Origin of the sequence: Bythopirellula polymerisocia (genome assembly GCF_007860015.1) — a bacterium.
In the GTDB taxonomy this organism is placed as follows: domain Bacteria; phylum Planctomycetota; class Planctomycetia; order Pirellulales; family Lacipirellulaceae; genus Bythopirellula; species Bythopirellula polymerisocia.
The window spans coordinates 102,333-120,766 of the sequence record NZ_SJPS01000006.1 but is presented as its reverse complement, the minus strand read 5'-3'; the positions used below and the strand labels follow the sequence as shown (position 1 = coordinate 120,766).

General features: G+C 54.2%; 15 protein-coding genes. 8 read left to right on the top strand and 7 right to left on the bottom strand.

Annotation, left to right across the window (positions count from 1 at the left end; genetic code table 11):
- Positions 1-136: 136 nt before the first annotated feature.
- The gene (locus tag Pla144_RS18090; protein WP_146452115.1) at positions 137-739 is read right to left on the bottom strand and encodes a PEGA domain-containing protein; all 603 of its coding nucleotides are present in this window, start codon (positions 737-739) and stop codon (positions 137-139) included.
- A 315-nt stretch (positions 740-1,054) separates the two neighbouring features.
- Here Pla144_RS18090 and Pla144_RS18085 point away from each other — a divergent pair, with 315 nt between their 5' ends.
- From Pla144_RS18085 to Pla144_RS18070, 4 genes are all read left to right on the top strand, one after another.
- A complete protein-coding gene (locus Pla144_RS18085) occupies positions 1,055-2,377 on the top strand; it encodes a protein phosphatase 2C domain-containing protein (protein WP_146452114.1) in 1,323 nt (440 codons plus the stop codon).
- 131 nt (positions 2,378-2,508) lie between these two features.
- Positions 2,509-3,696, top strand: coding sequence for an LptF/LptG family permease (locus tag Pla144_RS18080; RefSeq protein WP_197530794.1), 1,188 nt, complete (start codon positions 2,509-2,511; stop codon positions 3,694-3,696).
- A 156-nt stretch (positions 3,697-3,852) separates the two neighbouring features.
- Positions 3,853-5,511 (top strand): ATP-binding protein, encoded by a 1,659-nt coding sequence (locus Pla144_RS18075; RefSeq protein ID WP_146452112.1) that lies wholly within the window; start codon positions 3,853-3,855, stop codon positions 5,509-5,511.
- Between the two features lie 10 nt (positions 5,512-5,521).
- Positions 5,522-6,877, top strand: a complete 1,356-nt coding sequence (locus Pla144_RS18070) for a sigma-54-dependent transcriptional regulator (protein WP_146452111.1) — start codon at positions 5,522-5,524, stop codon at positions 6,875-6,877.
- A gap of 16 nt (positions 6,878-6,893) precedes the next feature.
- On the opposite strand, the gene lexA is transcribed toward Pla144_RS18070, so the two are convergent.
- Entirely contained in the window at positions 6,894-7,493 is a 600-nt protein-coding gene (gene lexA / locus Pla144_RS18065) for a transcriptional repressor LexA (protein WP_146452110.1), read from the bottom strand.
- 206 nt (positions 7,494-7,699) lie between these two features.
- Between lexA and Pla144_RS18060 the strand changes: the two genes are divergently transcribed.
- The 4 genes from Pla144_RS18060 to proB all read left to right on the top strand — a co-directional run bounded on the left by Pla144_RS18060 (position 7,700) and on the right by proB (position 13,948).
- Positions 7,700-10,204 carry a fused MFS/spermidine synthase gene (locus Pla144_RS18060; RefSeq protein ID WP_197530793.1) on the top strand — a complete coding sequence of 835 codons (2,505 nt, stop codon included), beginning with the start codon at positions 7,700-7,702 and terminating at the stop codon, positions 10,202-10,204.
- Between the two features lie 38 nt (positions 10,205-10,242).
- A complete protein-coding gene (locus Pla144_RS18055; RefSeq protein ID WP_146452108.1) occupies positions 10,243-11,319 on the top strand; it encodes a S1C family serine protease in 1,077 nt (358 codons plus the stop codon).
- Positions 11,316-12,479 (top strand): S1C family serine protease, encoded by a 1,164-nt coding sequence (locus tag Pla144_RS18050; RefSeq protein ID WP_146452107.1) that lies wholly within the window; start codon positions 11,316-11,318, stop codon positions 12,477-12,479. Before Pla144_RS18055 ends, Pla144_RS18050 begins: the two co-directional genes overlap by 4 nt.
- Before the next feature lie 317 nt (positions 12,480-12,796).
- The gene (gene proB, locus Pla144_RS18045; RefSeq protein WP_146452106.1) at positions 12,797-13,948 is read left to right on the top strand and encodes a glutamate 5-kinase; all 1,152 of its coding nucleotides are present in this window, start codon (positions 12,797-12,799) and stop codon (positions 13,946-13,948) included.
- 189 nt (positions 13,949-14,137) lie between these two features.
- Here the strand turns inward: proB and Pla144_RS18040 are convergent, their stop codons facing one another.
- The 5 genes from Pla144_RS18040 to pstC all read right to left on the bottom strand — a co-directional run bounded on the left by Pla144_RS18040 (position 14,138) and on the right by pstC (position 18,392).
- A complete protein-coding gene (locus tag Pla144_RS18040; protein WP_146452105.1) occupies positions 14,138-14,842 on the bottom strand; it encodes a response regulator in 705 nt (234 codons plus the stop codon).
- An 18-nt stretch (positions 14,843-14,860) separates the two neighbouring features.
- Positions 14,861-15,532 carry a phosphate signaling complex protein PhoU gene (phoU, locus tag Pla144_RS18035; protein WP_146452104.1) on the bottom strand — a complete coding sequence of 224 codons (672 nt, stop codon included), beginning with the start codon at positions 15,530-15,532 and terminating at the stop codon, positions 14,861-14,863.
- A gap of 34 nt (positions 15,533-15,566) precedes the next feature.
- On the bottom strand, positions 15,567-16,451 hold the full coding sequence (gene pstB / locus Pla144_RS18030) for a phosphate ABC transporter ATP-binding protein PstB (RefSeq protein WP_231936434.1): 885 nt from the start codon (positions 16,449-16,451) through the stop codon (positions 15,567-15,569).
- 133 nt (positions 16,452-16,584) lie between these two features.
- The gene (pstA, locus tag Pla144_RS18025; protein ID WP_146452103.1) at positions 16,585-17,463 is read right to left on the bottom strand and encodes a phosphate ABC transporter permease PstA; all 879 of its coding nucleotides are present in this window, start codon (positions 17,461-17,463) and stop codon (positions 16,585-16,587) included.
- Positions 17,460-18,392 (bottom strand): phosphate ABC transporter permease subunit PstC, encoded by a 933-nt coding sequence (gene pstC, locus Pla144_RS18020; RefSeq protein WP_146452102.1) that lies wholly within the window; start codon positions 18,390-18,392, stop codon positions 17,460-17,462. The genes pstA and pstC overlap by 4 nt, the downstream gene beginning before the upstream one ends.
- Between the last annotated feature and the right edge of the window lie 42 nt (positions 18,393-18,434).

The window sequence follows — 18,434 nt, the reverse complement described above, 5'->3', positions numbered from 1 at the left end:
AGAGTTGCATCTGTCTAGAGAATATCCAAGAGTTTTGGTCAGTCTTTGGAGAAACTGCCTACATCGCTTCTTTCAGTTCCTGCAGGCTAAAAAATCAGTCGTGGAATGGCGTCCAGCAACTGAATGGCACCGGTTGCTACGGCAACGGCACCAACGGTTGGCCGCCGGAGGGGAGAGATCCAGGTGGCGCAGCGATAACTCCTGAAGGGACCAGCGTTTCTGATTCGGTTGGGTTGGTCAGCAGTGGTTGTGTGCCGGGGGGAAGCACAGGGATGGCTGGCCCAGGTGGGACGACTGCGGGAGGAGGGAGCACCGCACCTTGCTGGGTGCTTTGGCGAAGTTCTTCGGCGCGGCCCAAAAGCTGTTCGGTGGGGACGATTACTTGCGGGACGAGATTGTAGGAGACCGTGCGGTAGTCTTGAATCTTGTGGGGATAGAGATTTTCGCTCACAAAATCGATGGGCGGAATCTGATACCATGGTGCCGGTATGGGCTGGCTTACCGTCAGAGTTTCAAAGCCAGGTTTCACGAGTCGGACTTCGCGCGTACCGTAGTAAATGAAATCTGTGGCACAGGGGGTTGTGCCGATGAGCTGGTTGTCGACGTAGACCATTGCTCCCGGAGGATTGCTGCGGACCATCAGCCGACGCCTGACGCAGCCGGGCAATAGCACCAGACACGCCACGGCAACAAACACTGCCAGGCGATGAAAATGCGGATTGAATGACGAGTCGAGCATGCCGAGGTCCGGGGAATGTGCTCTGCCTAGAAAAGTGGGGTGGGAGTATAGGGACACAAGTTGAGTGCTGCTAGGCGAAATCGGTAATTTTTGCGATGCCTCGACCGTCATTTCCCTGCTGACGGGAGCCCAGGGTGCAAGCTGCCACGCATTTCCGAGGTTCCCGCTTGCGCGGGGATGACAATACAGAGCCTCCCCTGCCCCGCTTTCAATGCGGCACTTTCGAAGTTAGAATGGCTAGCTTGCTGTGCTGGCATCATGCTAGCAAATTTAATCCCCCGATCTGATAAGACTTTGTGATAATCCACGTCGCGCATGAGTAGTCCCTCCAGTAAGTTGGAAAGCTCCATCGGAGGGTTGCGATGCGCTGCGGTTAGTGATGTGGGGATGCGCCGATCGAGCAATCAAGATTCCTTGGCCGTGTCGCTTGCCGAAGGAAGTAGCCAATGGAAATCGCATGGCCACCTGTTTGTGGTCGCCGATGGAATGGGTGCGCACGCTGCTGGGGAACTTGCCAGCAAAATGGCCACTGACACTGTGCCGCACAGTTATCACAAACGCTCGGAGGTTACTCCTAGCGAGGCGATTGTGGAAGCGGTTCGCGAAGCCAATCAAGTGATCTACACTAAAGGATCCAACAGTGTAGATTTCCATGGAATGGGAACCACTTGCAGTTGTTTGTTGGTCCTGCCTCAGGGGGCGCTCGCTGCGCATGTGGGTGACAGCCGAGTCTATCGCTTGCGAGGAAATTGTTTTGAACAGTTGACGTTTGATCATAGTTTGGTCTGGGAGATGGCAGCTGCTGGGCACGCTAGCGAAGACGAGATTCCTGCTTACGTTCCCAAGAATGTGATCACCCGTTCCTTGGGTCCACATCCGACCGTGTCAGTCGATGTCGAAGGTCCTTTTTCTGTGCAAACAGGCGATCGTTTCTTGCTGTGCAGCGATGGACTAACCGGCCCCTTAAAACCAGAGTTGATTGGTGCTGTCGTCGGTTGTTTGCCACTTAACGAAGCCGCACAAACGCTAATCGATCTGGCAAACCTACTCGGTGGACCCGACAACATTACGACGATCGTTGTGGAAATCGCCGAGTCGGAGAAGTTGGGGATGGCCGCCCCTCCTGAGGAAACGCATGAACCGCCCCGCCGGTTCAAACGCTCGCGTGGGATTCATCCACTGTGCTGGGTGGCAATGGTTGTTAGTGCAATCCTAGGTATAGCGCTGGCCACGAACCAAAGTTTTGGGGGAGCTTTCCTGAGCGCTGCCGCTTTTCTAGTGGCTGCCCTTGTCGCTTGGACCCAAAGAGACACTACCTCGGGGGCATGCCATAGCGGTTCTTCCGTGGGAATTCATGGCAAGGCACCTTATCGTCGCCATGACTGCCAGCCGGGCCCCGCCACGATCGCGACCCTTGGAGATATTGTGCGCCAGTTGGAAGATCTCGAAGGCCAAAATACTTGGGAAGTTGATTGGCCCGCGATCCATCGCGATCGGCAAACTGCCCACGAAGCAATCACCAAGGGGAACTATCAGGACGCGGTCATCGCCTATTGCAGCGCGGTGCGGCGATTAATGCAGGCATTACGCAATTCTAAGCGTACAGCAGCGAGCGACTCTTCTGTTGATCTGTGTTGAATTACGGGTGCTAGCACAGCGTTCACGACTCTGCAGGGGGTGGGGAAATGTCGTTTCGCGGGCTGGCCGTGGCTGCTACAGTGTGGCAATCTGAGTCCGGCCCCTTCCCCACGAGACTGTCACGAGCCTCGATGCGCATTCTAACTCGGTACATCGTCTATGAACTGCTGTCAGTTTTTCTGCTGACGCTGACCGCGATGACGGCTATCGTGTTCTTAATCCTTGTTGGCAAGGAAGCGGTTGAAAAGGGACTAGGGCTGGTGCCTCTCCTGCGGTTGCTGCCCTACATGCTTCCGCAGGCCATGTTGTTTGCCGTGCCCGGGACGATGCTATTGGCGTCGACCACGATCTATGGCCGGATCTCTTCGTCCAACGAAATAGTGGCTGTGAAGTCACTCGGCATATCGCCGCTGGTTATGGTTTGGCCAACGTTGATTCTAGCCACGCTGGCGAGTTTTGCGACGGTGTGGATCAACGATATGGCCGTTTCATGGGGCCACGGCGGTGTACAACGAGTCGTGCTTGAATCGCTGGAGGAAATTATCTACGGTCGTTTACGCACGACGCGCTCCTATAGCAACGACCAATTGAAGCTTACAGTCCAGCGAGTCTACGGTAAGCGACTCATCGAGCCTACGTTCTTATTCTATTCTGCGCCCAACAAACCCGCCTGGACGGTTACAGCCGACGAGGCAGAGATTCGCTCTGATGCCGCTGCCGAGCGAATCTTGCTCACGCTCGTTAATGCCGAGATTGACTTCGGAGGGGGTGGGTCGATCTCGCATCCCGGCCCTTGGGAGTTGCCGATTTCATTTGGTGAGTTCACAGGAGAAAGCGGACAATCTCGCAGCCCAGCCAATTACGCTCTCCGAGAGATTGGACCCAAGAAAGTCGAACAAGCCAGGCTAATCGAGTTGATGGAACAAGAGATGGCAGCGGATGCGTCCTATGCCATTATGACTGGTCGTATGTTCGAACTTGCTGAGAGTGGCTGGCAGAATCGCCGCCAACAAGTTCAGTACGCCCGCATCACGAAGCACCGCTTCTACACAGAACCGCACCGCCGATGGGCCAACGGATTCAGCTGCCTCTGTTTTGTGATGATCGGCGCCCCAATGGCCATTCGCCGTCGCCACGGAGAATTCTGGGGGAGCTTTTTCGCCTGCTTCCTGCCGATTCTGCTGATCTACTATCCGATGCTGGTGGGATGCCTTGATCAGGCGAAATCTGGCGTGTTCCCTGCCCCAGCTGTCTGGCTCGGGAATCTTGTGCTAGCAGGCTGGGGAATTTGGCTGATGCGTCGTGTGGTGAGGTTTTAGACAGATAGCTGCAATGATTCGTTTCTTCATGGAGCACTGCTATCGCGGAATATCTGTTCTTGTCAGATTTACAACGTGGGTGCTAAACTCCCGCTCCCGTCGGGCTTGGAAAGCTCGTTTTGATTGCTGCAATCACCGTCGACATGGAGGTCGTTGGTGCCTTCTCATTGGCCCCTACGCACGAAGCTCAAGCTGGGATTGGGAGTATTCCTCATCGCCATCCTCGCGCTGTTTGGAAGTGCCGTCTACGGGCTTTACGCTTACCGTGGATTGGTGCGAAGTCTCAGCTGCCGGTCTGCTGAACTGCCACTAGCCAGTGACATCCAGCAGCGTGTCAATGATCTGCGAGTTATCCTGAGCCAGGCAAACGAGCGAGTCGAACCTCCGCTAAGCATTCAAACCTTTCCAGATGCAACCACAGGTGATGAAGAATCCAGTTCACTCCCTTGGGATGCCCAGATGTTGCAGCAGGAATACCGAATGCACTTAGCCAGCCTGGTGGAAGCCATCAATAGGTACCGGCGGCAATTGAACGAAACCAGCCTCGATCGTGACTTACAACTGGGAGACGACAGTTTAGAGAGAGAAACACTGTCTAAGATTGACGAACTCTTGGTAAAGCTCGGAGGTGGCGATTCCAGTTCTCATTTAGGAGAAAACTGGGTGCTCAGCCCAGGACAAATTGAGTACATTCGCAATGAACTCGATAAGATGCGGTCGTTGGTTGCGGAGTTGCCTAGTTACTTACATACACGATTACTGGCGCTGTCGGACAACGTACGAGCCCAGTACCGAACTGCGCTGACCATCGCTTGGAGCAATGTGGGCATCGCCATCGTGCTGCTTTTCATCTCCATTCGGGGATTCATTCGCTGGTTTGCCGAGCCCTTGCAAACCTTGGTGGAAGGTTCCCGACAGGTGGCGTTAGGAAAATTCGATCACCGGATACACTTAGATTCCTCTGACGAGATGGGTGAATTGGCTGTGGCGATGAACAACATGACAGCACGCTTTCAGGAGATTCGTGATGACCTGGACCGCCAGGTTCGCGAGCGGACCAGCCAAGTGGTACGGAGCGAACAACTTGCCAGCGTTGGGTTCCTGGCAGCTGGCGTAGCACACGAAATCAATAATCCGCTCGCCTCAATCGCGTTGTGTAGTGAGTCGCTAGATTCGCGGATCGAAGAAATGATGGACCAGGCGGATTCTCCATGCAAGGAGCACGCTCCAGTCATCCATAATTATTTACAGATGATTCAACGCGAGGCGTTTCGCTGCAAGCAAATCACCGAAAAGCTGCTCGACTTTGCGCGTATGGGAGATTCCCAGCGTGTTAATACCGATTTGCGAGAGTTGGTAGCGGGCGTGATCGACATGGTGCAGCACCTGGGCAAGCACAAGGATAAGCATCTCGAACTTGCCGCCGGTCCTCCCGTGATTGTCGAGATCAATGCCCAGGAAATCAAGCAAGTGGTGTTGAACCTAATCACCAACGGTCTGGAAAGCCTCGACTCAACAGGCAAGGTGAACGTGTCTGTTGAGCAAACGGACGATTGGGCCCGGATCGTGGTGGAGGACAATGGGTGCGGCATGAGCGAGGAAGTTCGCAAGCACCTGTTCGAGCCCTTCTTTACCCGCCGCCGGGGAGGACAAGGGACGGGACTCGGATTATCGATTACGTATCGGATAGTGGAAGAACATGACGGCAACATCGAAGCAATGAGCGAGGGCGCAGGATGCGGTTCGCGGTTCGTGGTTTCGTTGCCGTCTCAGCAAACGATGAAGGAGAAGAGCCATCACTACCAAGCAGCCTAATGGTCAAGGATTGACCCTGTTGTTTGCCGACGACGAGCCCTCGTTGCAGGAGCTGATGAAGCTTGAACTGCCGCGCTTGGGTCATCGGGTAACGGTATGTCCCGATGGTCTCACCGCAATTGCCGCCCTAGATAAGAATACGTACGACTGCATTCTCGTCGATCTCGACATGCCAGGTCGCGACGGCATTGCCGTGATTGCGCATTGTAAGGATGTTTCTCCCGAGACCGAAGCTGTAGTGCTCACGGGAAAATCGTCAATGGAGACTGCTATTGCGGCTCTGCGGCACGGGGCCTTCGACTATCTCACCAAGCCGTGCAAGCTGGTCGAACTTCAAGCGCTTCTAAAGCGAGTTTCCGACAAGCGGCAGCTCACGCAAAAGTGTCGTGCGCTGCAGCATCGTGTACAAAGCTTGGAAGGGACCCCGCGACTTATCGGCAACACGCCCTCGATGCAGAAGGTGCGACTGTTGATCGAAAAAGTGGCCCCCTCAAATTCGACCGTACTCATACTTGGGGAAACTGGTACTGGCAAGGAGCTGGTAGCGAGGGCACTGCACGAACAAAGCACCCGCGCAAACAATCCGTTTGTGGCAATAAATTGTGGAGCGTTGCCGGAAACACTCATCGAAAGCGAGCTATTTGGTCATCGCAAAGGTGCCTTCACTGGTGCAGATGACCACCGAGTGGGGCTTTTTGAGGTTGCTCACGGCGGTTCAATATTTTTAGATGAAATCGGCGAATTACCTAAGTCAATGCAAGCGAAATTGCTGAGGGTACTGGAGAGTGGTGAAATCCGTCGCGTGGGCGAGAACAAGACCACCGAGGTCGACGTGCGAGTGATCTGCGCAACGCACCGCGATTTGCAGGCGATGGTCGCTGAGGAAGAATTCCGTGAAGACCTGATGTATCGCATCAACCCGTTTGAGATTCACCTCCCTGCACTTCGTGAACGCATTCAGGACGTACCCAATCTCGCCAAGCACCTACTCGCGCGTCATCGGGGAAAGCCGCAAGCCGAAGAAGCTTTGATCGCCCCCGACGCCATCGACGTGTTACTCTCTCACGTGTGGCCAGGCAACGTACGAGAGCTTGCCAACGTGATCGAGCATGCCACGATTCTCTGCGATGCGGGTCCTATTCGTGCTGAGCACCTTCCTCAGCAGCTTACTTCGCGACAACTACAAGGAGCCGCCAGGCTTCGCCGCGGAGCCATTAGTCTTCGCGATTTGGAGATGGAAGCAATCCAAGAAGCCCTGGAGCGCAACGACGGGAACAAACCGAAGGCTGCCGAAGAACTCGGCATCAGCCTCAAAACGCTCTACAACAAGCTCAACCAGGTGAGCAATCTGGAGCAATCGGCTTGAGTGATTGCAGGTCCACTCAGCCCACTTTGCGTACAACTCCCGTCACTACGCCGAGCACCTTCACGTTGCGGCTGTAGATCGGTTTCATCGAGGAGTTGGCCGGCTGGAGGCGGATGCGGTTTGCCTCGGGGTACCAGTATTTGAGGGTGGCCTCTCCTTCATCGGTGAGAGCCACGACGATGTCCCCCTTGTCTGCTGTGCGAGCCTTCCGGCAGATTACCAGATCGCCATCTGCAATAGCGGCCTCGATCATGGAGTCTCCCTTCACACGGAGGGCAAACAGGTTCTTTTGGTTAAACCAGTCGGTAAACTCAAACCGCTCCGACTGTTCGATCGCCTCAGCTAAACTTCCAGCCGCGATCTGTCCGACGAGGGGCATACCCCGATCTTCACGGGCCATGTCAGTAAGTTGAATCGCCCGCGACATGTTCGGCTCGCGGGTGATAAGCCCTTTCTTCTCCAGGGCCTTTAGGTGGCACATCACACCATTGGGGGAATTAATCTTAAACTGCACGCCAATTTCCCGAACGGTCGGTCCGTAACCCCGTCCGTCAATCTTGTCGCGGATGAAGTCAAATACCTTGCGTTGCCGCTGGGTGAGTTGATCGAGTGACATGGATTGTCCTTTCTGCGGAATCCTGTCGAGGCGGTTAGTCTTAAATCGTGCCCTCGCCGGGCCACGATCATTCTAATATACGTTCGTACACACTACAAGTGCATCTGTACACTATTTGGTCGCAGTTCGTCAACAAGCCAGGTTGGCATAAAAAGTTGTGGGCAAGTATGCGGACAATTCTACAAATCTCGAATAGAATACCAACTATGAATAAAGAATCTCATTTTGTAGGATCACAGCGACTCTCCCTGCGTTATTCCAGCGTGACGCTCTTATTTGTGGGCAGCGGATGCGCTGCCCTCATCTATGAGGTTATCTGGTTTCATCTGCTGCGATTAGTGGTGGGTGGCTCGGCGGTTTCGATGGGAATCGTCCTGTCCACATTCATGGGAGGAATGTGTTTAGGGAGTTTGCTGGCTCCCCACTTGATTTCGCCTCGCTGGCATCCACTCAAGGTGTATGCTGGTCTAGAGATTGCCATTGGCCTCATCGGGGCAACTCTCCCCTGGTGGATGCCGGCCCTTCATGACTGGTACATCGCCCAGTCCGATGCCACAGGACAGGATCTCTTAATTCGAGCGTTGGTTGCGGGGGGGTGTCTGTTGCCAGGAACCATATTGATGGGTGCCACACTCCCAGCGGTCGCACGTTCCGTCGCCTCCACGCCAGCGGGATTGGCCGACATGGGATTCTTCTATGGCGCGAATACTTTGGGCGCTGTTTTGGGCTGCTTTATCGCCGGATTCTTGTTGCTCCCGCAATCGGATGTTACCTATGCGAGTTATGTGGCGGCAGCGATAAATGTACTAGTGGGGCTTCAAGCACTTTCACTTGCCCGGCGGATGGCCTACGAACCCGCTGAACTACTTAAGAATGAATCCAAGTCAAAGCCCGCCACTGAAAACGTGCCGATGCTGATTGCCTTGGTCATGGCCCTCTCGGGTTTCACTGCCCTGGCAGCGGAAGTCGTTTGGACGCGACTGTTATCGCTTTTGTTCGGGGCGACCACCTATACCTTTGCCATCATTTTGATGGTGTTTCTGGCCGGCATCGGCATCGGCAGTGCCGTGGCATCTAAGCTGGTCGTCAAAACGAATCATCCTCTGCGCTGGCTGGCGGTGTGCCAATTGCTTTTGATGTTGTTGCTCGTTTTCGCAAACTTAGCAATCACTCGCGTCGTCCCCTTTTGGCCACCTAAAGCTGACGGCTATTTCCACGTCTACGGAGTGTTTCTGCATGACAGCTTGCGAGCGGCATTAGCCGTCTTTCCCTCGGCGATCATTTGGGGTGCTACTTTTTCGGTCGGCTTGGTTGCCGCCAGCCACGGACAACGCGATGCAGGTCGACTGGTTGGGCAAGCGTATGCTGCCAACACGCTCGGCGCAATTCTCGGTTCAGTGCTGACTACCATGCTATTGGTTCCTTCAATGGGTTCGCATCTGACTCAACAGTTGATGATCTGTTTGGCTGCGATAACAGCCGTACTGGCACTTTATGCAGAACGTCGAAAAGCAAGAATATCCGCGCAGACACCCGTAAACGAACGCAATATTAAAAATCGGGAATCTGGCGAACTTGACTGGTTGGCAGTCCCGCGAAGTCTGTGGGGAATCGGGTTTGTTGCATTTGCAGCGATTGCGATGTTGTTACCCTATCCCCATGGTCTCTTGGGTAACTCGATCATGCCGCGAAAGTGGGGACAATTCCGACACGTTTACGAACGTGAGAGCCTTAACACGGCAGTCGTCGTTTTGGAGGAGAAAGCAACGGGTGCTCGCTCGCTCTGTGTTTCGGGTAAAGTCGAGGCCTCGAACAACGTGGACGACTTGCGCTGCCAAAGGATGCTAGGACACATTTGCGCATTATTTCATCCCAATCCCAAGAGTACGCTCACCGTTGGACTCGGAGCGGGAACTACGGCGGGTAGTTTTGTGCTCTACCCTGAAGTGGAGAAGATCAGGATTTGCGAAATAGAACCAGCAGTGATCGAGGCCGCTGGCTTTTTTGCGGCTGACAATGACGATGTAGTCAATGATCCTAGGACAGAAATAATCATCGACGACGCCCGCCATTACATGGCTACGACCAAGGAAAAATTCGACATCATCTCTTCGGACTCCATCCATCCTTGGGTCCGCGGGTCGGCGATCCTCTATTCCCAGGAATACTACGAACTCTGTAAATCGCGTCTCAAACCTGGCGGAATCATGGTACAGTGGATTCCACTCTACCAAACCGACTTTCAGACAGTCTCCTGCGAATTGGCAACATTTCTAAGCGTGTTTCCCTCGGCAACTCTCTGGTCGAGTGGATCGGATCGGAGGTTTGGATACGACATCATTGCCGTCGCGCAAGCTGAAGAATCTCCCATTGATTTGGAAGCCGTCCAAGCGAGAATCGATAATAACCCAGAACTTAAATCAGATCTCGCGGAGGTTGATATAGACTCGGTTGTTAAATTGTTTGAGCACTACGTTGGTTGTGGCAAAGATCTGGCAACGATGCTACAAGACGCCCAGATCAATCGCGAAGCCACTCTCAAGTTAGAATACATGGCAGGAATGGCATCTTACATTCAAGAACCCGATGCGATCCTTCGCCTGATTCTGAGGCCGCTTCGCTATCCGACGGAGTTGCTGGCCAACGATGAAAGATTTTACGAAGGGATACATTCCGTTCTTGGTTTACCGCTGCCGGAAACGCGTAATTGAGATGAGATGTTTTTCAGGTTTTTGTCGAACGAAATACTATGTTTGAGACTCGAATTATCCACGTGGGATTGTTTTGCCTAGCAAGCTTGTTGCCTGCTGGGCAATTGCGCGCCGCGGAACCGCTTGCTTTCTCACCGGAGGTGGCTGGGGTATTGAACGAGTCCTATCCTCGTGGGGTGGGTGATCTGCGGGAAATTGAGAAGCAGGTGCAGCTTGTGGCTGCGCAGGCTGTGCCAGCGACAGTTGAAGTGGAGGTGGGACGCAACATCGGCAGTGGTGTGATTGTTTCCAAAGAAGGACTGGTACTGACGGCGGCGCATGTAATTGGGCGGGCTGGACGCCCCGCGACGTTGGTGTTGGCAGACGGTCGGCGGTTGAAGGGGCGGACGCTGGGAGCCCATCATTTGATGGATGCGGGGATGGTGCAAATAACTGATCCTCCCGAGGACCTGCCTTTTGCTCCGCTCGCGCAGGATGAGTCCATGGAGGTCGGGCAATGGGTTGTGGCTACCGGTCAGCCCGGGGGAATTCTAGACGATCGCTCTCCGCCGGTGCGACTGGGGCGAGTGTTGGCGACGGGTGGACAATGGATTTGCACCGATTGCACTTTAGTGGGAGGCGATTCAGGGGGACCGCTCTTCAACATGCATGGTGAAGTTATGGCAATCCACATGAGCATTGGTCCAGAGGTCGTGCATAACTTCCATGTTCCCGTGACCGAGATTCGGCCTGTGTGGGAGAAAATGTTGAGTGGTAAAGTATGGGGTGGCGATGTCGCGAAGCAGAAAACTGATAGCGGGCGTGCCGTGTTGGGTCTGGCGGGGCGTACGGTGGGGGATCGTTGTGAAGTGACGCAAGTCTTTACCGGGTACCCTGCCCAGGGGGCAGGGATACTACCGGGAGATCAAATCGTGGCGGTCGATGGGCAAGCAATTGATTCGATAATCGAACTCACAAAGCTCGTTTTTTCCAAATCACCTGGCGACACGATTCGTCTCGAAATCTTTAGGAACTTGCGGCCCTTGGAAATTGATGTCGTGTTAAGCGCGATTCGAGATCCCTTGCCCGGAAGTCTTGATCCTGCTTCTGGTGAAGAAGAGCAGGAGCAACCATGATGAGAACTCGTATGCAATTATTCACAGCAATGGGAGTTTTCGTGATTTGCACAGCGGTTGGTAGTTTACTCCCCGCACAAGTCATTGATGAATCCGGAGTGGCAGTTCATAACTATCCGACGGAGCGTATTACGGTTCCCAGTCGGCGATTTGCTCATGGTCCTCATGTGCGTGCTGCTTTTCGTGAGGTCGTCTCGGAAGTGCGAGAGGCCATCGTAGAAATTAGGAGCGAAGGTCGCCAAGTTGCGTTGGGTGGAGTGGTGGGGCCAGATGGTTGGATTCTCACCAAGGCAAGTGCTTTGGTGGGGCCTATTACCTGTCGTTTTTTCGACGGGCGTGAGTTGGATGCGCGCATCGTGGGGGCGAGTCGCGAATTCGACGTGGCGATGCTCAAAGTGGCTGCCAAACAACTTCCTACTCTTGTCATCTCGGATACCGTGGTGCCGGTGGTCGGTTCGTGGTTGGCGTCGGTCGGGATGGATAGCTATCCGATCGCCGTGGGTATTGTGAGCGTTGAGCCGCGAGAGATTCCTCATCAGGCGGGTATTCTGGGAATTCAACTTGACGCGGTGTCGGGGCAAGCGCTGATCGTACGCGTGTTTCCTGGCTCGGCTGCCTCCAAAGCAGGATTGTTGGTCAACGATGTTATCCTGGAGATTGATGCCGTGGCGACTCCCACCCGCGAGTCATTGGTCCGACGTGTGCAAGAGTTCAATCCAGGAGATCATGTCAATGTAAAAGTCAAGCGCGGTGAGGAGCAGCTCACTCTGGATACAATATTGATGGGCAGGTTCCCTGGGCTGATGCCTTCGCGGAATGAATTCCAAAACCGGCTTGGCAGCGGCCTGAGCGAGCGTCGTTTTGGGTTCCCCAGTGCGTTTCAGCATGACACTGTCATCAATGCTTCTGCCTGCGGCGGGCCGGTTGTGAATCTTGACGGCGAGGTGGTGGGCTTCAACATCGCCCGTTCGGGTCGCACGGAAACTTATGCCATCACGGCCGCTTCCATCTCTAAGCTGCTCTATGAGTTGATGTCGGGGAATTTGGAACCCGAGCTAGAGGCTGAAGCCGCTGCGCCGCCAGCTGATAGGTTGGAGGAAAGCAAAACGAAGTCGGAAGAAAGTCCGCTGGTGCCTCTTGTACCTGCTGGGGTACCATGAGGGGAAATATGAGGAATGCAGGAATGGGGGAATTGTACTGCTCAACCATTTGGTGAAAGGGGGTGAACAATGGGTGTGCGTTATCGTAAACATACTGAGTTACCGGTCTACCAACCGGGGTTCTCTTTGGCTGGTAATGGTTTGCAATTCGTTGTCGAGTGCGAGTACTTCGAGCGCGATTCTGTATACGAAATATGACGAAGTCCTTGCCCAAATCATCACACTAGTCCACAACGCGGATCAGTGGGTTCTCCGCGACACTCGTAACCCATCACACATTTGGTTCTAGCCGTTCCTTCATTCCCCAATTATCCCCTATGTCAGAACTTGTACGGCAAGAAATCATGTCGATGGCCGATCTGGTCGTTGTGAAGGTTGGCACGCGTGTGCTGACCGACTCCGACGGTATGCTCGATAAGAGTCGCATCGATAGTATTGCTGGACAAATTGCGCAGCTGTGGCAGGCTGGGAAGAAATGTGTTGTGGTGAGCAGCGGGGCGGTCGGGGCGGGACTGGGTCGCCTGGGACTGAAGCAACGGCCCACCGATCTTGCGCAACTCCAAGCAGCCGCGGCCATTGGGCAAAGCGTGCTCATCGAATCGTACAACCGGTCTCTCGAACAACACGAATTGCATGCGGCTCAGATGTTACTCACGGCCGAGGACCTCAAGGATCGCACGCGCTATTTGAATGTCCGCAATACGCTCTTTGCCCTGTTCGAATCAAATGCCGTCCCGATCATCAATGAGAATGATACGGTCAGCGTCGAGGAACTGAAGTTGAGCTTTGGGGATAATGATCGCTTGGCTGCATTGGTGACCAATCTCATTCGGGCCCCGCTGTTGGTTCTGCTTTCGGATATCGACGGGGTATACTCGGGTGATCCTAAGGATTCGGCTTCGCAGGTGCTATCTGTGATCACAGACGTGACAGCGGCCCAAGCACAATTAGTACGCGATGATCCGCATCGTCCAGGGATGCGACTAAGCACAGGAGGCATGACGAGCAAAATGACCGCGGCACGGATTGCGACTTCGGCTGGCGAAAACGTGGTGATAGCCAACGGTCGCCACGACAATGTGCTCTTGGATATCATGGCTGGCAGGGATGTCGGCACGCTGTTTCTGGCCGAGGGCCCCGCGGTCGATTCCCGCAAGCGGTGGATAGGTTGGAGTGCCAGCCCCAACGGAAAATTATTGCTCGACGCGGGTGCTTGTCGGGCACTTGCTTCGGGTGGTCGGAGCTTGCTCGCCGTGGGGGTTGCCAAGGTGGAGGGCAATTTCGTCAAAGGGGACGTGGTATCACTTTGCGACGAAGCGGGCGAGGAGTTTGCCCGGGGTTTGAGCAACTATCCTGCCGACGAAATGCGCTTGATTGCCCGTCAGCCGAGCGAACGCATCGCCGAACTCCTGGGCCATCGCCCGTACTACGAAGTGGTGCATCGGAACAATCTCATTGTATTGGGTTAGTCTAGCAGGATTGTATTGGATAGCCGCGACACAACGTTTCGCCGGGAAAACTACTGGCAATCTCAGCTGCGGTTTCGCAGCGCAAAAACGACAATCTGAATGTTTACGACGTTTTGCGGGCGGCAATGCGAGTGCGTACTGCCAGCGTAACAAGTGCTGACTAGGCTCCACCTTCATCCGCAAGTAGATTCACGCCATCACCAAATCCGTTGGGTCGCGGAGGCGGTAGCCGATACCGCGAACGGTTTGAATCAGATCGGCGTGGGAGTTAAGCTTCTTTCTTAAGGAGCGGATGTGTACGTCGATGGTGCGCTCTAGCACGATGGCATCGTCCCCTAAGGCATCGTCGATCAACTCGGCGCGAGAGAATGCTCGGCCCGGATGACGGACGAAAGCAGAGAGGAGACCGAATTCGCTGGGGGTCAAGTCGAGTGCGACGCCTCCCGCAGTAGCGCGGTGTCGCACGCGGTCGATCATGATACCCTGACTGACGAGGATTTCGCGGTCTGCACTGCCCTTGTCCTTGCGTCGCAACAGTGCGTTGATGCGTTGTAGCAAGACCTTCACACTGAATGGCTTGGTCACGTAGTCGTCGGCTCCGACAGTAAATCCCACCAATTCGTCGCTTTCTTCGGAACGGGCAGTGAGCATCAGAATCGCGAGTTCTCGGGTATTAGGGTCGGCACGCAACTGGCGGCAGACCTCCAATCCGTCAATCATTGGCAACATGAGATCTAGCACGACCAGATCGGGGTTTTGCTCGCGGGCAGAGCGTAGCCCCTGCTGACCATCTCGACTGAGGTGAACCTCGTAGCCCTCTTGTCGCAGATTGTACTCGAGTACTTCTCCGAGGGAGCTATCGTCTTCAACGACTAATATGTTTGCCTTTGCCATCGTGCCAATTCTATTTCTTTAGAAAAAGGTCAAATCCTCATTGCGGTGGCGAGCGATTTCACCGTCCACCAAGTAGATCACATCCTCGGCGATATTTGTGGCGTGGTCGGCAATTCGCTCGACATGACGCGAAGCCGAGAAGTAAAAGAGCGCAGGTTCTATATCGCCGGTATTGCTACGCACCATTTCTTGCAGGTCATCGATCACTTCCCGATTGAGATCGTCCACTTGATCGTCGCGAAGGCGAACCTCACGAGCAAGATCGACATCCAGTCGTACAAAGGCGTCCAAGGAATCACGAACCATCGAGGTGGAGATATCGACCATTTCTTCCAGACGTCCGGGAAAGTGAAACGAGGCGAACTGAACTAGACCCTGAGCCCGCTCGCCAAGATTCACGGCCAGGTCGGCGATTCGCTCCAGGTCGGCGTTGATCTTGAGAACAGTTGCGACGCGACGCAAGTCGACTGCCACGGGTTGATGAAGCGCCAGAATTTTGAGGCATTCTTCTTCAATCCGCACCTCTCCTCGATTCACCTGATCTTCGTCCGCGAGCAGCTTTTCCAGGAATCCCGAATGCGTTTCTGCAATCGCTCGACTGGCTCGCAGGATCATCCCTTCCACGATTGAGGATTGGGCGAGAAGGTCCTGTTCGAGGGCTTCCAAATCACGATTGAGATGTTTTGACATGGGGGGAAGTGGTTAGTGGTTAGGGTAGTCCTTTTTATCCGAAACGGCCAGTGATGTAGTCTTCTGTTTTCTTCTCGCCGGGCTTGGTGAACATTTCGGTGGTGGGTCCTACTTCGACGAGGTGTCCTTCGTAGAAGAAGGCCGTCTGGTCCGAAACCCGAGCCGCCTGCTGCATATTATGCGTAACGATGACGATTGTGTAGTTAGCCTTGAGTTCAAAAATCAAGTCTTCGATCGCAGCGGTTGATTTGGGGTCCAGGGCTGATGCCGGTTCGTCCATGAGCAGCACGGCTGGATTGGTTGCCAGGGCCCGGGCAATGCAAAGTCGTTGTTGTTGCCCCCCCGAGAGTTGCAATGCCGAGTCGTTGAGACGATTTTCCACCTCATCCCAGAGGGCAGACTGATGAAGGCATCTTTCAACGATCTCGTCGAGCACAGCCCGCTTCTTTACGCCAGCCACTCGAGGTCCGTAGGCCACATTTTCGTAAATCGATTTAGGGAAGGGGTTCGACTTTTGAAACACCATTCCGACTCGCTTACGGAGTTCGACCACATCGGTTCCACGCTGGTAGATGTCGATGCCATCGAGCAGTATTTTACCTCTCAGAACAGTTTCATCGATCATATCGTTCATGCGATTCAGGCAGCGGAGGAAGGTGCTCTTACCGCACCCCGAAGGGCCAATCAAGGCGGTGACGCAGTTTTCTGGCATGTCGAGCGTAATGCCATGGAGGGCTTGATGCGTGCCGTAAAAGAAATCCACGTTGCTGGCGGAAACTTTCTTAACACGATGAGCAAGATCCGGCTCATTGCGATCCGATGCCGAACGTCGCACAACTGGGGTCGAAACACGGATGGGAGTCGAAGCCGCTTCGCTCATGGGAGATACCTCTTCGGCTTGCAAGATGTTAGCAGCCATTTTTTCAGTACTCAGTTTGAAGTGAATTGTTAGTGATTGAGTGGATAGGCGATTCAATCAACCGTCGTTTCGAGGTGCGCCAAGAAATCTGGCCAGATCCCTCGGAGTACCTAGGGATGACAAATTGCATTGCTCACCATTTAACCTTTTTACTGAATCTTTGCCGGAGTAGGACTGCCAGGGCATTCATCGATATGAGTACAACCAAGAGCACAATAATGCCTGCGGCTGCAACTTCGTGGAATCCTTTTTGGGGTTGGTCGGTCCAGTTGAAAATCTGGATTGGTAGCGCACTGAACTCATCGGTCAGCAAGTTCTGGGGAGTGAAGCGCACGTAAGTCGCCGCCCCGATGGCCACCAGGGGGGCCGCCTCGCCCAGTGCTCGGGACAACGACAGAATCACACCTGTCATAATTCCGGGGAGGGCGACCGGTAGTAGTTGATGCCAGATCGTTTGCCAGCGGGTTGCGCCCAGAGCGTAGGAAGCTTGGCGAATTGTGCTCGGTACTGCCCGGAGCGATTCTTGAGCTGAGAGAATCACAATCGGCAGAACGACCAGCGTCAAAGTAAGGCCCCCCGCGATGACGCTGCGATTCAGATGCATCATGCGGACGAAAAGTCCCAGTCCCAAGATTCCATAAACAATGGAAGGGACTCCCGCGAGGTTGGCGATATTAATCTGCACGAGGGTTCGCCAGCGACTTGGGGGGGCATATTCCTCAAGATAGATGGCAGCACCCACCCCTACTGGAACGGAAAGCACGGCCGTGACACCAATCAAGTAAAGGCTACCAATCAATGCCGACCAGATACCACTTTTCTCAGCAAACCGGGATGGCCAACTAGTGAGGAAATTCCACGAGAGGGAGCCCCAGCCGTAGCTGAAGACATTCCACAGTAGGAGAAGCAGCACCGAAACGCTTAGCAAGGTGCAGAACCCACAGAGCAGGGCAAAGCACTTAGAGGCAAACTTAGCATAGGGTCGACCATTGGAGTGTTGGGCGAGGTTCATTCGTATTTCTCCCGCACGCGAGACAAAATCCATTGTGCGATCACGTTTAAGAGCAATGTGAAAATGAACAGCGTGAGGCCGACGGCAAAAATAGTGCGATACTCCAGTGTGCCAGCTGGGGTGTCTCCCTGGCTGACTTGCACGATATAGGCCGTCATAGTCTGGATACTTTCAAGCGGATTAAGTGTCAATCTGGGGGTAGCCCCGGCTGCCAGAGTCACAGCCATTGTTTCGCCTACTGCCCGGGCTATTGCCAGCAGAAATGAAGCCATGATTCCAGACATGGCGGCCGGTACGACTACCCCGATAGTCACATCGAGTTTAGTTGCTCCGAGGGCATAGGCCGCCTCACGCAGGGAGCGGGGGACGCTGCGGAGGACGTCCTCACTGAGCGACACAATCGTCGGCAAGATCATGAATCCAACAACAATACAGGCATTAGCGGCATTGAACAAATCAGCACTGGCAAACAGGCTCTTGATGATAGGTGATACGAAAACAACAGCCAGATATCCGAACACCACCGAAGGAATACCTGCTAACACCTCGAGTAAAGGTTTCACGATGTCTCTAACAATTGGCGAGGCATACTCGCTAAGAAAAATTGCCGTACCTAAACCAATGGGTATGGCGACCAAAGCAGAACCGGCGGCTACCAGAAAAGTACCGCAGAACAACGGGAGAATGCCAAAGTGCTGGGGTTTTAAGAGAGGTGACCATTTGGTGCCGGTGAGAAACTCCCAGACAGATACATCGCGGAAAAACTGCAGCGATTCGATCAGTAGCACCAGGACGATTCCCACGGTGGTGATGATCGAGACGACAGCGCAGGCCAGCAGCATTAAATGCAGAAACCCTTCGAAGACTACACGAAAACTCTTGCGTCCGCTGGAAGCGATCAATGTTTCAGTTGTAGCGAGGGACGGCATCGTGAGTTAATGGGGAGTGCAAGTGACGCTACTCAGACACAT